The organism is Stenotrophomonas sp. PS02297, assembly GCF_029959705.1.
In the GTDB taxonomy this organism is placed as follows: domain Bacteria; phylum Pseudomonadota; class Gammaproteobacteria; order Xanthomonadales; family Xanthomonadaceae; genus Stenotrophomonas; species Stenotrophomonas nitritireducens.
In genome coordinates this window covers 1-15,119 of sequence record NZ_JASCOS010000088.1, presented here as the reverse complement: position 1 = coordinate 15,119, position 15,119 = coordinate 1, and the positions used below count along the sequence as shown (strand labels likewise).

Sequence of the window (15,119 nt, the reverse complement as noted above, 5' to 3'; positions counted from 1 at the left end):
GCCGTGACCGGAGCGGCGGGCGTGGCGGCCGGGGGTGCGGGCAGGGCGCGGGCGCCGGGCGCGGCGCCGCCGTGCAGGGTGTCGAGCAGGGCTTCGAACTCATCCTCGGTGATGAGATCGTCGCCGCCCTTGCATGCCGCGGCGGGCCTGGCGGCGGCCGAAACCGGCGTGGCACCAGGGGCGGCGGCGCCATGCAGCTGGTCGAGCAGGGCTTCGAACTCGTCCTCGCTGATCAGGTCGCTGCCGGCCTCGGGCGCTCCAACGGCCGCCACCAGCTTGGCGCCAGGCGCGCCGCCGCCATGCAGCTGGTCGAGCAGGTCCTCGAATTCGTCTTCGGTGATGAGGTCGCCGCCGGAGGCCGCGACCGGTGCCGCCGCCACGGGAACCGGAGCGGCCGGCGCCACGTCGACGTCGAACAGCGCGATCAGCGCCGGCGGCGCGTGCTGCGGGTCGGTGCCGGCCGAGACCGCGTCGAGCATGGCCTGCAGCCAGTCCAGCGACTGCTGCGCGGCATCGAAGTGGTGCGCCTGCAGCACCGCCTTGCCCGAACGCGCCATGCCCAGGGTTTCCTCGGCGGCGTGGCACAGCTCGACCATCGCGTTGATGCCGAGGAAACCGGCGCCGCCCTTGAGCGTATGGAAGCCGCGGAACACCGCGTTGAGCTGGTCGTTGTCCTGGGGCGACTGTTCCAGCGCGACCAGCTGTTCGCCGAGGCGGTCCAGGATTTCCTGGGCCTCGAGGATGAAGTCGGCGGCGATGTCGTCGGCGAAGGCGCTCATGGCGTCACAGCCCCAGGTCGGAAAGCAGGTCGTCGGCGTCGTTCTGGCTGACGGCGTGGCGGTCGATGCCTTCCAGCGCCGGGCCGGCGAGCCCGTTGCCGCGCGCTTCCTCCTCGGGCGGCGGCAGGCCGAGCGCGCCGAAGCCCTCGTGCACGCGGCGCACGATGCCGACCACGCGGCGGATGATCTGCCCGGTCAGGTCCTGGTAGCTCTGGGTCAGGGCGATCTCGGTGAGGTTGTGGCGGATGCGGTCCAGGGCCTGCTCATGCTCGACCGCCGGCAGGCTGCCCTCGCGCAGGCCGGTGACCAGTTCGCGGCACTGTTCGGCCAGGTCCAGGGTGCGATGGGTGGCCTTCTCGGTCATCTCCACCACGTGGTCCAGGCGCGCACAGGCGTCGTCCAGCTCGCCAGCATCGCTGGGAATCGTCGGCAGTTCGCCCAGCGCCTGGCCCAGCTCGCGCGCGAGCCGGCCCAGGCCGGCCATCATCGGCTGCGTGCGCAGTGCCGCCAGGGCGTCGATTTCCCGGCGCCAGCCGGTTTCATCGCCGCTTTCCAGCGCCGCCAGCGCATCCTGCAGGCGTTGCACCAGGGCCGATTTCTCGCTCGGGGTCCCGCTGGAGATGATCGTCATCAGGCGCTCGCCGCCAGCCGTTCGAAGATCTTGCCCAGCTTCTCCTCCAGGGTCTGCGCGGTGAACGGCTTGATGATGTAGCCGTTCACGCCGCTCTGCGCGGCTTCGATGATCTGCTCGCGCTTGGCCTCGGCGGTGACCATCAGCACCGGCAGCGTCTTGAGCTTGGCATCGGCGCGGATCACCTTGAGCAGTTCGATGCCGGTCATCACCGGCATGTTCCAGTCGGTGACCACGAAGTCGAACGGCTGGCTGTTCAACAGGGCCAATGCGGCATGCCCGTCCTCGGCTTCGGCGGTATTGGTGAAGCCCAGGTCGCCCAGCAGGTTCTTGACGATGCGCCGCATGGTCGAGAAGTCGTCGACGATCAGGATCCGCATGTTCTTGTTCAAAAGGTGTTCCTCTTCATGGTTCGACGAGGCCGGCGTCGGCCGCCTCGAAAATCTTCAGCCGGCCGCGCAGGCGCAGCATGGCCTGGCCGTGGATCTGGCAGACCCGCGACTCGCTCACCCCGAGCACCGCGCCGATCTCCTTCAGGTTCAGTTCCTGCTCGTAGTACAGCGACAGCACCAGTTGTTCGCGCTCGGGCAACTGGCCGATGGCCTTGCCCAGTTCCTCGCCGAACTGGCTGCGCTCGAGCACCTGCTGCGGGGTCGGCCCGCCGGTGGCCGGGGTATCCAGCTCGCCCTGGTCCTCGATGCGCGACTCCAGGCTCAGCACCTGGCCGCGCGCGGCGTCCTCGATCAGCCGCAGGTACTCGGGCAGCGGCATCTCCATCGCCTCGGCCACCTCGGTGGCGCTGGCGGCACGGCCGGTGGCCTGCTCGATGCGGCGGATGGTGGCGGCGGCGTCGCGGGCGCGGCGGTGCACCGAGCGCGGCACCCAGTCGCCACGGCGGATCTCGTCGATCATCGAGCCGCGGATGCGGATCGAGGCGTAGGTCTCGAACGAGGCGCCCTGTTCGGCGTCGTAACTGCGCGACGCCTCGATCAGCCCCATCATCCCGGCCTGGATCAGGTCGTCGATCTCGACGCTGGCCGGCAGCCGCGCCGCCAGGTGATGGGCGATGCGCCGCACCAGGTCCGAATGGCGGGCGATGCAGTCGTTGGCGCTGGCGCGCTGCACCTCGCGGTATTGGGCGGCAGCGGCGGGCTTCATGTGGCCATCCCGCGCTGGATGATGCGCTCAAGGAAGAACTCGACGCCGCCGCGCGGCTCGGTGGGCGCCTGCCAGCGGGCGGTACGGCGGGCGATTTCCTGCAGCGCCAGCGCGGCCGGCGCCGACGGGTACAGCTTCACCACCGGCTGCTGGCGCTGCACCGACAGGCGCAGCCAGTCGTCCTGCGGTACGCAGCCCAGGTAGTTGAGCGAAACGTCGGCCAGGAATTTCTCGCACACCCGCACCAGCTTCTCGTACAGCACGCGGCCTTCGTTGGGGTCGCGCGCCATGTTGGCCACGACCTGGATGCGGTCCACCCCGCGCTCGCGCGAGAGCACCTTGATCAGCGCGTAGGCGTCGGTGATCGATGCCGGCTCGTCGCAGACCACCACCACGGTGTCCTGCGCGGCCTGGCAGAAGGTCAGCACGCTGTCGGTGATGCCGGCGGCGGTGTCGATGATCATCACGTCCAGGTCGCGCTCGAGCTCGGAGAACACGTTGACCAGGCCGACGTGCTCGGCCGGTTGCAGCTCGGCCATGTGCCGGCGCCCGGACGCGGCCGGCACCACCAGCAGGCCGTCGGGACCTTCGATGATGACGTCCTCCAGCGTGCAGCGCCCGGCGACCAGGTCGGCCAGGGTGTGCTTGGGCTGCAGACCGAGGATCACGTCGATGTTGGCCAGGCCCAGGTCGGCGTCCAGCAGCAGCGTGCGCTTGCCCATGCCGGCCAGCGCCACGGCCAGGTTGGCCGAGACGTTGGTCTTGCCCACGCCGCCCTTGCCGCCGGTCACCGCGATGGTGCGCACGGGGCCGGCAGGCTGGCGGCGGGTGGCCGACAGCGGGAAGGCATTGGTCAGCTTGGCGTACTCACGCGACGGCATGGTTCAACTCCGGGTTGCAGGGCATATCGGCCGCGCGGCGCAAATCTTCAAGGCGAAGCACGAGATTGGCCGCCGAGGCCCGGTGCAGATCTTCGGGCACATCCTGCCCATCCGTCACCCATGTGATCGGCAAACGGTGATCCACGGCCACAGAAAGGGCCGAACCGAAGCGGCCGGTCTCGTCCAGCTTGGTCAATACCAGGCCCTGCGGATTGGCCGCGCCGAAGCGGCGCACCACCTCGTCCATGTCCTGGAAACTGGTGTTGGCCGGCAGCACCAGCAGGGTACGGATCTGGCCGGCGGCGCGCAGCCACTGCAGCTGGGCGGTCAGGGCGCGGTCGCGCTGGCCCAGCCCGGCGGTGTCGATCAGCACCAGCTTGTAATCGGCCAGGCGCTCCAGCAGCTGGTTGAGGTTGGTGCCGCTGCTGGCTTCGTGCACGGCGATGCCGAGCTGGCGGCCGAAGCCGTACAGCTGTTCGCGCGCGCCGATGCGCTGGGTGTCGGTGGTGACCAGGGCGACGTCGCGGGCCGCATGCGCTTCGGCGAAGCGCGAGGCCAGCTTGGCGATGGTGGTGGTCTTGCCGGCGCCGGTCGGACCGACCAGCGCGATCACCCCGCCGGCCTCGATCGGATCGACCGGGGCGATCGGCAGCTTCTTGGAGATCAGGCCCAGCATCAGCCCGCGGGCGCGCGCCGGATCGGTCTCCGCCGGCATCTGCACCGCCACGTCGCGGGCCAGGCCGGCATCGAAGCCGTATTCGTCCATCAGGTCCAGCGCGTTGGCGCGCACCGGGCTGCCGCGCAGGCGCTCGTCGGTGAAACGGTTCATCTCGCGCTCGATCAGCTGGCGCATCCCGGCCACTTCCTGGCGCAGCTCGGCGAGCTGGCGGTCGTCGCGCGGCGCCGTGGCGACCACGCTCAGCGCGGGCGCGGCGACAGCGGTTTCAGGAGCGGGCGCCGGAACATTGACGGTAGCGGCGACAGCCGGGGCGACGGGCAGGATCGGCTCGACCGGCGCCTCGCGGAGCGGGGCCGTTTCAAGCGGCGCCGGCGGCGCCATCGGCGGCTCGATCCGCGATGCCGGTGCCGGTTCCAGGGCGACCCGCTCCTGCAGCGGCGGATCGATCACGAAGCGGGCGCGGTTGACCGGTGCCGGGGCGGGCGGGGCCGGCTCGACCGGGGCGAAGCCTTCGGGACGGAATGCGGGCACCACCGGGGTGTCGTCCAGCGCTGCCGGGAAGGTCGCGAAGATCTGTTCCGGAAGCTCGGGCAGGCGTTCGGCGGCGGGCCGGGGCTGCGGCTTGAGCAGCGAGGAAAAGCGGCTGCCCGGGGCCAGTTCGACGCTGCTGTCGATGGAACGGCCGGTGGCGCCGACCGCCGAGCGGGCGAGGGCGGCCACGGCTGAGGCGGTGGCCACCACCGGTTCCGGCTCCGGAGTCCTGCGGCGGGTCACCGCGGCGATGATCGCCTCGGCGGCGCTGCGCGGCTTGGGCGCCGGCGGTGCCGGGCGGGCGGCCTCCAGGGCGCGCTGCACGGCGGTCTCGTCGTAGTGGGCGGCCGCCACGATCTCGACGCCTTCCTCGATCCGGCGGTTGGACAGGATGACGGCGTCGGGGCCATGTTCCTTGCGCACCAGGTTCATGGCGGTGCGCATGTCGGCGGCGACGAAACGTTTGATCTTCATGCTGGAGTACCGGGAATTCGTGTGCGGGTGCGACGCGGGAGCAGTGGCGTTGGCGGTGTCGTGCATGGCGGTGCGTGCTCCTCGTCCTTCGTTTGTGGCGGTGGCCCGCCAGGTGTCCGTTCTTTGACGTCGTCCTGCGCCGCCGGTTTCCAGGCTGTCCTCAGCTGATCGTGCCGACCAGCTTCAGGCGCTTGTCTTCCGGGACCTCGCTGTAGGCCAGCACCGACAGCGAGGGGACGCTGTGGCGGACCATCCGGGCGAGGGCGGCGCGGACCGGGCCCGGTACCAGCACCACGGCCGGCTCGTTGCGCGCCTCCTGCTTGCCGACGCATTCGGCAAGGCTCTGGTGGAGACGTTCGGCGAGACCGGGTTCCAGTGCGGCACCGTTGCCCTGCGTGGATTCCTGCAAGACCCGTTCCAGTTGCGGGTTCAGGGTGAACACCGGCAGTTCCGGCGACATGCCGGCGATCTCCTGCACGATGAAGCGGCCCAGCGCGTTGCGCACGGCGGCGGTCAGCGCGGCCGGGTCCTGGGCCAGCGGCGCGTTCTCCACCAGCGCCTCGGCGATCTTGCGCAGCTGGCGGATCGGGATGCGCTCGATCAGCAGGTTCTGCAGGACGCGGGCCACCACCGAGATCGGCAGCGCCTTCGGGGTCAGGTCATCGACCAGCTTGGGCGCGCTCTTGGCCAGGGTGGCCAGCAGCTGCTGCACTTCCTCGTGGCCGAGCAGTTCCGGGGCGTGCTCGCGGATCAGGTGCGAGAGGTGGGTGGCGATCACCGTGGCCGGATCGACCACGGTGTAGCCCAGCGATTCGGCATGGGCGCGCTGATGCGGCTGGATCCAGGTGGCGTCCAGGCCGAAGGCCGGGTCCTTGCCGGGAATTCCCTCCAGCTGGCCCATTGCGCTGCCCGGGTCCAGCGCCAGTTCGCGGTCGGGATGGATCTCCGCGCTCGCCACCGGCACGCCATGGATCAGTACCCGGTAGGTGGTGGCGGGCAGCTCCAGGTTGTCGCGGATATGCACCGACGGGATCAGGAAGCCGACATCCTGGGTGAGTTTGCGGCGCACGCCCTTGATGCGCGCCATCAGTTCGCCGCCCTGGGCCGTGTCTACCAGCGGGATCAGCCGGTAGCCCACCTCCAGCCCCAGCGGATCGACCGGGCGCAGCTCGTCCCAGCTCAGTTCGGCGGTCGGCGCCGGCTGCGAGGAGAGCAGGCCGGGAATCTCGCCCTGCGCGCCGGCGCCGGCCTCGGCGCCGGGCTTCTCGGCGTTGGCCATGTCGCGCTTCCACAGCTTCCAGGCCAGGAAGCCGAGGATCGAGGCCAGGATCAGGAAGGCCAGGTTGGGCATGCCCGGCACCAGGCCGACCAGGCCGATGATGGCCGCAGCAATCGCCAGGGCGCGGTACTGGCCGAACACCTGGCCCATCATCGCCTCGCTCATGTCCTGCGAGCGCGAGGCGCGGGTGACCAGCATCGCCACGGCGCTGGACACCAGCAGGGCCGGCAGCTGCGCCACCAGGCCGTCGCCGATCGACAGCAGGGTATAGGTGGCGGCGGCCTGACCGAACGGCATGCCGTGCTGCAGCACGCCCACCGCCAGGCCGCCGAGCAGGTTGATGAACAGGATCAGGATGCCGGCGATGGCGTCGCCGCGGATGAACTTGCTGGAGCCGTCCATCGCGCCGTAGAAGTCGGCTTCCTCGCGCACTTCCTCGCGCCGGACCTTGGCTTCCGCGGCCGTCAGCAGGCCGGCGTTGAGGTCGGCATCGATCGCCATCTGCTTGCCGGGCATGGCGTCCAGGGTGAAGCGCGCGGTCACTTCCGACACGCGTCCGGCGCCCTTGGTGATGACCACGAAGTTGATGATGGTGAGGATCGCGAACACCACGATGCCCACCGCGTAGTTGCCGCCGATCACGAACTCGCCGAACGAGGCGATGACCTTGCCGGCGGCCTCGTGGCCGTTCTGGCCGTTGAGCAGGATGACGCGGGTGGAGGCCACGTTCAGCGCCAGCCGCAGCATGGTGGTGATCAGCAGCACGATCGGGAAGATGGTGAAGTCCAGCGGCCGCTTCACGTACACCACCGCCAGCAGCACCATCAGCGAGATGGCGATGTTGAAGGTGAACAGCGCATCGAGCACCGGCGCGGCCAGCGGCACTACCACCATCGCCAGCAGCGCCAGCACGATCAGCGGCGCGCCGAATCCCTGGCGGATCGCGCCCAGCAGGCGGCGCGCGGTGGCCGGCATGGGCTGGGCACTCATGGGCGGGCTCCCTTGCCGAATTCGTCGATGTCGATGGCCGGCTGCTGCGGCATCGGCCCGCTGCGCCAGGCGCGCAGCTGGTAGACGTAGGACAGGATCTGGGCGACGGCCGAATACAGTCTCACGGGGATTTCCTTGCCGAGTTGGCTTTCCCTATACAAGGCGCGTGCCAGCGGCGGCGCCGAGACGATGGCCACGCGGTTGCCGTCGGCGACCTGGCGGATGCGCAGGGCCAGTTCGTCCACCCCGCGGGCCACCACGGTGGGGGCGTTCATGCGCCCGGCCTCGTACTTGAGCGCCACCGCATAATGGGTCGGGTTGACCACGACCACGTCGGCCGTGGGCACTGCTTCCATCATCCGCCGTTGCGACAGCTGCATCTGCATCTGCCGGATTCGGCCCTTGACCTCGGGGCTGCCCTCGCTTTCCTTCATCTCGCGCTTGAGTTCCTCGCGGGTCATCTTCAGCTTGCGCATCCAGTTCCAGCGCTGGTAGGGCGCATCGATCGCCGCCAGCAGGGCCATCCCCCCGGCCGTGGCCAGCAGCAGGCGCAGGGTGAAGCCCAGCCCGTCCTGGACGGCGCGCTCCAGCGGCAACTGCAGCAGGGCGCGCAGGGCGTCGAAGCCGTGCCAGATGCACAGGCCGGCCGCGGTGCCGACGAACAGCACCCGCAGCAGCGACTTGGCCAGTTCGGCCAGCGACTGCGCGCCATAGATGCGCTTGAGCCCGCTCATCGGGTTCATGCGGTTCAGGTCGGGCATCATCGCCTTGGACGACACCCGCAACCCGCCCATCAGGAGCGGCGAGACGAAACTGGCGAGCAGGCAGGCCAGCAGCAGCGGCCAGGTCGCCAGCAGCAGCCGGAGCAGCAGCATGCCGGCATGGCCGAACAGCGCGCCGGGCGTCTCGAACAGCCCCGGATCCGGGGTCAGCGCGGCCCGCATCCATGCGCGCGCATTGGCACCGATCACCCCGGACAGGGCGTACACGGCGAGTACGCCGGCGCCGAACACCGCAGCGGTGGCCAGTTCGCGCGAGCGCGGAATGTCGCCCTTCTCGCGGGCTTCGCGCAGTCGCTTTTCGGTAGGCTGTTCGGTTTTTTCGGTGCCGTCTTCGTTCTCGGCCATGTCCAGGCGCGGATGCGGGAGTCAGCGCCTGCCGTGCAAGAAACGGGCCAGGCGCCGTGGCGAGGAACCCGCTCCCGGCCTCAACCGTACAACCGCATGAAGCTCTCCGCGCTGACCGGGCGCCCCAGCTGGTGGCCCTGCAGGTGATCACAGCCCAGGCGCTCGGCATAGGTGCGCTGGCCCGAGGTCTCGATGCCCTTGGCGACGACTTCCATGTTCAATGCGTGGCCCAGCGCGACGATGGCCGAGACCACCACCACGTCCTCGTCGCTGTCTTCCAGCGCCACCACGAAAGCGCGGTCGATCTTGATCTCGGTGGCCGGCAGCCGCCGCAGCTGCAGCAGGCTGGAGAAGCCGGTGCCGAAATCGTCGATCGAGATGCCCACGCCCAGCGCGGCGATGGCGCGCAGCATGCCGACCGCGGCGTCGGCATCGCGGGTGACCGCGTTTTCGCTGACTTCGAGCACCAGGCGCGAGGGTTCCAGCTCGTTGCGCTGCAGGACCTGGCGTACATCCTCGACCAGGCGCGGGGAATCCAGCTGCAGGCCCGACAGGTTGACCGACACCTGCCAATCGGCGTGGCCGGCGTCGTGCCAGCAGCGGATCTGCCGGCATGCTTCGTCCAGCACCCACAGGCCGATCACATCCATCATCCCGTTCTGTTCGGCCAGGCGGATGACGCGTTCGCTGGGCACCGGCCCGTGCACGGGGTGGCGCCAGCGGATCAGCGCTTCGGCGCCGCTGACGCGGTCGCTGTCGGCGCGCACCCGCGGCTGGTAATGCAGGGTCAGCTGGGCCGTGCCGATGGCCTTGTGCAGATCCTCCAGCAGGCGCTGGTCCTGCTCGGCATCGACGCTCATCCATTCGGCGAACTGCGCATGGGTGTTGCGGCCGGCCAGCTTGGCGTGGCGGGTGGCGGTCTCGGCATGCACCACCAGCTGCGCGGTCGAATCGCCATGCGCCGGATACAGGGCCACGCCCAGGCTGCCGGTGACGCGCATGTCGCGCCCGCCCACGCGCACCGCGTTGAGCGCGATCAGGATGCGCTCGGCCAGCGGTGCGGCGGTGGCGTCGCCGGCCAGCGGGAGCGCGATCACGTACTGGTCGCCGCCGAGGCGGCCGACCAGGCCCTCGTCCGGCAGCAGCCGACGCAGCTGCTCGGCCACGTCGACCATCACCGCGTCGCCGGCCTGCGGGCCGAACGCGCTGTTGATGTGGCGGAATTCGTCCAGGTCCAGGGTCATCACCGCACAGGCCAGATCATCCCTGCTGCAGCGCTGCAGCAGCTGCTCCATGCGGTCGTGCGAGAGCTGGCGGTTGGGCAGGCCGGTCAGCGAATCGTGGCGGCTGGCATGGAACAGTTCCTTGCGCGCGTCGTCCAGCGAGGCCGACAGCGTCGAGTTGCGCAGATGCAGCAGGCGCGCCTGCATGCGCTGCTCGAACAGCGAGATGACCAGCACCACCGCCATCACCGCCACAGTCAGCATCACCACGCAGGCCGCCAGCCATTCGACGCTGATCCCGCCGCTGGTCGCCGCTGCGCAGACCGAACCGGCCGGGAAGCGCGCCGCGGCCATGCCGGTGTAGTGCATGCCGACGATGGCCAGACCCATCACCGCGGCGGCGGCGAGGCGCTGCGGCAGCGCCTGCTCCATCGCGCGCATGCGGAAGGCGATGTAGAGCGCGCTCCACGAGGCGCCCACCGCGATCAGGATGGAAAGCGCGAAACGCAGCGGATCGTAGTCGATGGCCGGCTGCATGCGCAGCGCGGCCATGCCGGCGTAGTGCATCCAGGCGATGCCCAGGCCCATCAGCAGCGCGCCCAGCGCCAGCCGCAGGTGCGGCAGGGTGGGGCGCGAGACCAGCCACAGCGCGAACAGCGAGGCGGCGATGGCGACCAGCAGCGATTCGACGGTGAGCCCGAGGTCGTAACCGAGCGGGATCGGCAGGCGGAAGGCGAGCATGCCGACGAAGTGCATCGACCAGATGCCGGCGCCCATGGCGATGCCGCCGGCCAGCAGCCAGCCGAGCGTCGCGCGGGAATGGCGCGAGGCCGATACGCGCGAGGCCATGTCCAGGGCGGTGAACGAGGCCAGGATCGCGACCAGGACCGACAGCACGACGAACAACGGGTTGTAGCTTCCTGCAAGCATCGCCCACTCCCTCCCCATTCCATGCACCACGCATCCGGCGCGGCGCGTTGCCGAGTGCGCCCGGCCATTCCCCGCCGGCGCGCGTTCCCGCGACTATCCCGGGCCTGTCCGCAGCAAGCAAGAGCAGCGCCCCGCGGAGGGCGCGGCGAACGCCGCGGATGTGCCCTGGATCACGAAGTCACCTGCCGCGCGGCGTCGAACGCGCTGTCGAACAGGCGTTGCACCGGAGGCGCCATTTCCCCGGCCAGCAGGGTCAGCAGCAACAACCCCAGCAGCAGCGACACCGGCAGGCCCAGCTGCATCGGGTTCAGCGCCGGCGCCGCGCGGGCCAGCGCGCCGAAGGCCAGGTTCACCGCCAGCATCGCCACGGTAAGCGGCAGGGCAAGGCTCAATGCGCCGCGGAACACCTGCAGGAACAGGGTGGGGACCAGCGACGCCATGGCATGCGGATCGGGCAGCGCCGTGCCGATCGGCAGGGTCCGGTAGCTCTCCACCAGCAGCGAGATCAGCGCCAGGTGCCCGTTGCTGGCGAAGAACAGCAGGCCGAACAGCAGATAGAACCATTGCCCGACGACGCCGGAACTGCCGCCGCGCAAGGGATCGCTCATCTGCGCGAAGGCCAGGCCGGTGCCCTGGGCGACCAGCTCGCCAGCCATGGCGCCGGCCTCCAGGATCAGGCGCAGCAGGAAACCGATGGTCACCCCGACCGCCAGTTCGCGGGCGATGGTGAGCACGGTGGCCGCGTCGAAGCCGTTCCAGGCCGGCACCGGCGGCAGCACCGGCGCCAGCGCCACCGACAGCGCGACGGCCAGCATCCCCCGCACCCGCGCCGGCACCGCGCGCGTGCCCACCATCGGCATGGCCATCAGCATCGCGCCGATGCGTAGCATGACCCACAGGGTGGCGCCGATGATGGCGAAGGCCTGCTGGCCGTCGATCATCATGCCGGTGACAGGATCCATGCCGTCGTCTAGCCGATCAGGTGCGGAATGCGCTGGAACAGCAGGGTGGTGAATTCCACCAGGTTGCCGAGCAGCAGGCTGCCCAGCGCGAACAGCGCCGCGGTCAGCGCCGCGGCCTTGGCGACGAAGGCGATGGTCGGCTCGTTGAGCTGGGTGGCGGCCTGGATGATGCCGATCACCACGCCGACCACCAGCACGGTGACCAGCAGCGGGCCGGCGATCCAGAGGGTGGTGACCAGGCCACCGCGCAGTTCGGTCAGGGCAAGTTCGGGACTCATGCGGATCTGCAATGCAAGGGCGGTGCCAACGGCGCGCCGGGATTCCGCCGCTGGCGCCAGCAATGGCGAAGCCGCGGACAGGCCGCGGCTCCGGGCGAATACGCACGGCGGGGCCGGCTACACCGCGTTGAAGCTGGCCGCCAGCGTGCCGACCACCAACACCCAGCCATCCACCAGCACGAACAGCAGGATCTTGAACGGCGCGGAGATCAGCATCGGCGAGAGCATCATCATGCCCATCGACATCAGCACGCTGGACACCACCAGGTCGATGATCACGAACGGAATGAAGATCAGGAAGCCGATCTCGAACGCGGTCTTCAACTCGCTGGTGACGAAGGAGGCCACCAGCACCGGGAACGGGATGGCGTCCGGGCCGGCATAGGAACCGTGGCCGGCCAGGCCGGCGAAGGTCATCAGGTCGGTCTCGCGCACCTGCGCCAGCATGAAGGCGCGCAGCGGCTGGGTGGTCAGCGTCCACGCGGTCTGGAAGTCGATCTGCCCGTCCAGGTAGGGCGCCATGCCGGTGGACCAGGCCTTGTCCCAGACCGGCATCATGATCATCGCGGTCAGGAACAGGGACAGGCCGAGCAGCACCTGGTTGGAGGGCGTCTGCCCGGTACCCATCGCCTGGCGCAGCAGGCCCAGCACGATGATGATGCGGGTGAAGGCGGTCAGCACCAGCAACATCGACGGCAGCAGGGTGATCGCCGTCATCAGCAGCAGGGTCTGCAGCGGCAGGCTGACCGGGGCGCCGCCTATCTTGCCTACGTTCACGTCGGGCAGGGCCGGCAACGACGGCGCGGCGGGGGCCGCCCAGGCGAACAGCGGCAGGGCCAGCAGGGCGAACAGGATCGCCAGCTGCCAGCAGAAGCGGGAATGGAAGCGTTGCAGCGGCATGCTCAGGCGTCCTTGCGCAGCTTCTGTTGCAGCAGCTGCGCGAAATTCGGAAGGTGTTTGAGGTTCGGAAGCGTGGCCGGCGGTGCGGCCGGCAGCGGTTCGGGCAACTCGTGCAGGGTGGCGATGCCGCCGGCGGTGACGCCCAGCAGCAGTTGCCGGCCGTTGACCTCGACCACCACCACGCGCTCCTTGGCGCCGACATTGAGGCTGGCCACGAGCTTCAGCCCCTCGGCCTGGCGGAAGCCGCTGCCGGGCAGCCGCTTGAGCAGCCAGCCCAGGCCGACGATCAGCGCCAGCACCATCAGCAGCGCCAGCACCGCGCCGAACATGCCCGGCGCCGCGGCGGCGTGCTGGCCGACCGGCGCGGACGGTACGTGACCCGGGACGCTGCCGGCGACGGCGGCGGCCGCGAACAGCGCCAGGCTCAACGCAGTCTCCGGATGCGCTCGCTGGGGCTGACCACGTCGGTCAGGCGCACGCCGAAGCGGTCGTTGATGACCACCACCTCGCCATGCGCGATCAGGGTGCCGTTGACGAACACGTCCAGCGACTCGCCGGCGCCGCGTTCCAGTTCCACCACCGAGCCCTGGTTGAGCTGCAGCAGGTTGCGGATCGGCACGCGCGCGCGGCCGACTTCCAGCGACAAGGTCACCGGCACGTCCAGGATCACGTCCAGGTTGAGGTCCGCGCCGCCATCGCCGTCGGCCTGCAGGTTGACGAACTGCGCCGGCGCGGCGGCCGACGCGGTGGCGGTTTCGTTGGAGTCGTTCTCAGTCATTGGGGTTTTCCTGGGACGCGGCCGGGCGGGGGCCCCGGCCCGGCGGATGGGTAGCGGTGATCTTGATGGCGTTGCGGTCGTGGGCGATGCCGAATTCGCCGGTGAACACCGGGATGCCTTCGACGCACAGCGGCACTTCCTTCAGCATGTCGATGGGCAGGATGTCGCCGACCTTCAGGCGACTGAGCTCTCGCAGGCTCATGCGCCGGCGCGCGATCACGCTGGACAGCTCGACCTCGGCGGTGTCCAGCTGCTCGCGCAGCATGACGGCCCAGCTCTCGTCGCGGTCGTTGCGGTCGCTCTGGATGCCGGCATCGAGCAGTTCGCGGATCGGCTCGAGCATCGAATAGGGCAGGGTGATGTGGATGTCGCCGCCGCCGCTCTCCAGTTCGACGTGGAAACGGCACACCACCACGTATTCGCGCGGGCTGACGATGTTGGCGAAGTGCGGGTTGATCTCGGAGTTGATGTAGTCGAAATCGACGTTCATCACCGGGCTCCAAGCCTCGCGCAGGTCGGTGAAGGCCTGCTTGAGCATCAGCTGGATCACGCGCATCTCGGTGGCGGTGAACTCGCGGCCCTCGATGCGGGTGTGGTAGCGGCCGTCGCCGCCGAAGAAGTTGTCCACCACCGCGAACACCAGGGTGGGCTCGAACACGATCAGGCCGGTGCCGCGCAGCGGCTTGAAGCGCACCAGGTTGAGGTTGGTCGGCACGTACAGCGAATGCAGGTAGTCGCCGAACTTGATCAGCTCGATGCCGCGCACCGAGATCTCGGCCGAACGCCGGATCAGGTTGAATAGACCGATGCGCCACAGGCGCACGAAGCGCTCGTTGACCATCTCCAGCGTGGGCATGCGCCCGCGGATGATCCGGTCCTGGCTGGCGAAGTCGTAGGGACGCGCCTCGCCAGGCGGCAGCTCGGGTTCGACGGTGTCCACCGCTCCGGAATCGACGCCATGCAGCAGGGCGTCGATTTCATCCTGGGACAGCAGGTCGTTGATGCTCATCGGCGTCGCCTTACTGGGTGACGAAGCTGGTGAACAGCAGGTCGTCGGCAGCCTTCTTGCCGGTCTCGGCGGTCATCAGCTTCTGCACTTCGGCCAGCGCCGACGCCTGCAGGCGCTCCTTGCCGGCGCGATCGGCGATCTGCTCCGGCTCGACCTGGGAGAACAGCATCAGCAGCTTGGCGCGGATCGCCGGCGCATGGGTCTGCAGGGCCGGCAGCGCTTCCGCGTCGCGGGTCATCAGCTGCACTTCGACCTGCAGGTAGCGCGGACCATCCACGCTGCCGTTGAGATTGACCACGAAGGCCGGATCGAGCGCGAAGTACTGGGCAGGAGCCGGCGTCGCCGCCTTGGCGACCTTGGCCTTGGCCGGCGCCGCGTCGGCCTGGCCCTGGGTGAAATACCATACCGCGCCACCGACGCCAGCGGCGGCGCCGACCGCGACCAGGACGGTCGCCATCAGCGAACGGCGCGGCTTGCCGGCGGTTTCCTTGTCCTTGTCCTTGGATGTGT

16 protein-coding genes are annotated in these 15,119 nt (G+C 69.7%); all 16 read right to left on the bottom strand.

The window, feature by feature from the left end:
- Positions 1–779: Hpt domain-containing protein (locus tag QMX80_RS14480; protein WP_282277758.1), on the bottom strand; the 779-nt coding region annotated here is incomplete at its 3' end.
- A 4-nt stretch (positions 780–783) separates the two neighbouring features.
- Positions 784–1,410, bottom strand: coding sequence for a protein phosphatase CheZ (locus QMX80_RS14475; protein ID WP_055768954.1), 627 nt, complete (start codon positions 1,408–1,410; stop codon positions 784–786).
- A complete protein-coding gene (cheY, locus tag QMX80_RS14470) occupies positions 1,410–1,802 on the bottom strand; it encodes a chemotaxis response regulator CheY (RefSeq protein WP_055768958.1) in 393 nt (130 codons plus the stop codon). The genes QMX80_RS14475 and cheY overlap by 1 nt, the downstream gene beginning before the upstream one ends.
- 13 nt (positions 1,803–1,815) lie before the next feature.
- Positions 1,816–2,568 carry an RNA polymerase sigma factor FliA gene (locus QMX80_RS14465; RefSeq protein WP_273083334.1) on the bottom strand — a complete coding sequence of 251 codons (753 nt, stop codon included), beginning with the start codon at positions 2,566–2,568 and terminating at the stop codon, positions 1,816–1,818.
- The gene (locus QMX80_RS14460) at positions 2,565–3,449 is read right to left on the bottom strand and encodes a MinD/ParA family protein (RefSeq protein WP_055768965.1); all 885 of its coding nucleotides are present in this window, start codon (positions 3,447–3,449) and stop codon (positions 2,565–2,567) included. The genes QMX80_RS14465 and QMX80_RS14460 overlap by 4 nt, the downstream gene beginning before the upstream one ends.
- Positions 3,436–5,133 (bottom strand): flagellar biosynthesis protein FlhF, encoded by a 1,698-nt coding sequence (gene flhF, locus QMX80_RS14455; protein WP_282277754.1) that lies wholly within the window; start codon positions 5,131–5,133, stop codon positions 3,436–3,438. The genes QMX80_RS14460 and flhF overlap by 14 nt, the downstream gene beginning before the upstream one ends.
- Positions 5,134–5,293: 160 nt before the next feature.
- A complete protein-coding gene (flhA, locus tag QMX80_RS14450) occupies positions 5,294–7,402 on the bottom strand; it encodes a flagellar biosynthesis protein FlhA (RefSeq protein WP_282277753.1) in 2,109 nt (702 codons plus the stop codon).
- Positions 7,399–8,529, bottom strand: a complete 1,131-nt coding sequence (gene flhB / locus QMX80_RS14445; RefSeq protein WP_282277752.1) for a flagellar biosynthesis protein FlhB — start codon at positions 8,527–8,529, stop codon at positions 7,399–7,401. The genes flhA and flhB overlap by 4 nt, the downstream gene beginning before the upstream one ends.
- 80 nt (positions 8,530–8,609) lie before the next feature.
- Positions 8,610–10,682, bottom strand: a complete 2,073-nt coding sequence (locus tag QMX80_RS14440) for an EAL domain-containing protein (protein WP_273083341.1) — start codon at positions 10,680–10,682, stop codon at positions 8,610–8,612.
- Positions 10,683–10,852: 170 nt separating this feature from the next.
- Positions 10,853–11,644 (bottom strand): flagellar biosynthetic protein FliR, encoded by a 792-nt coding sequence (gene fliR / locus QMX80_RS14435; RefSeq protein WP_055768979.1) that lies wholly within the window; start codon positions 11,642–11,644, stop codon positions 10,853–10,855.
- Between the two features lie 8 nt (positions 11,645–11,652).
- The gene (locus QMX80_RS14430) at positions 11,653–11,922 is read right to left on the bottom strand and encodes a flagellar biosynthetic protein FliQ (RefSeq protein ID WP_055768984.1); all 270 of its coding nucleotides are present in this window, start codon (positions 11,920–11,922) and stop codon (positions 11,653–11,655) included.
- 117 nt (positions 11,923–12,039) lie between these two features.
- Positions 12,040–12,822 (bottom strand): flagellar type III secretion system pore protein FliP, encoded by a 783-nt coding sequence (gene fliP / locus QMX80_RS14425; protein WP_282277750.1) that lies wholly within the window; start codon positions 12,820–12,822, stop codon positions 12,040–12,042.
- A gap of 2 nt (positions 12,823–12,824) precedes the next feature.
- Positions 12,825–13,238: a flagellar biosynthetic protein FliO gene (gene fliO, locus QMX80_RS14420; RefSeq protein ID WP_282277760.1), complete on the bottom strand. Its 414-nt coding sequence runs from the start codon at positions 13,236–13,238 to the stop codon at positions 12,825–12,827.
- An 8-nt stretch (positions 13,239–13,246) separates the two neighbouring features.
- Entirely contained in the window at positions 13,247–13,600 is a 354-nt protein-coding gene (gene fliN, locus QMX80_RS14415; RefSeq protein WP_055768990.1) for a flagellar motor switch protein FliN, read from the bottom strand.
- Positions 13,593–14,609: a flagellar motor switch protein FliM gene (gene fliM / locus QMX80_RS14410; protein ID WP_055768994.1), complete on the bottom strand. Its 1,017-nt coding sequence runs from the start codon at positions 14,607–14,609 to the stop codon at positions 13,593–13,595. The genes fliN and fliM overlap by 8 nt, the downstream gene beginning before the upstream one ends.
- A gap of 10 nt (positions 14,610–14,619) precedes the next feature.
- Positions 14,620–15,119, bottom strand: a 500-nt coding sequence (locus QMX80_RS14405) for a flagellar basal body-associated FliL family protein (RefSeq protein WP_282277746.1), incomplete at its 5' end; no start/stop codon positions are given.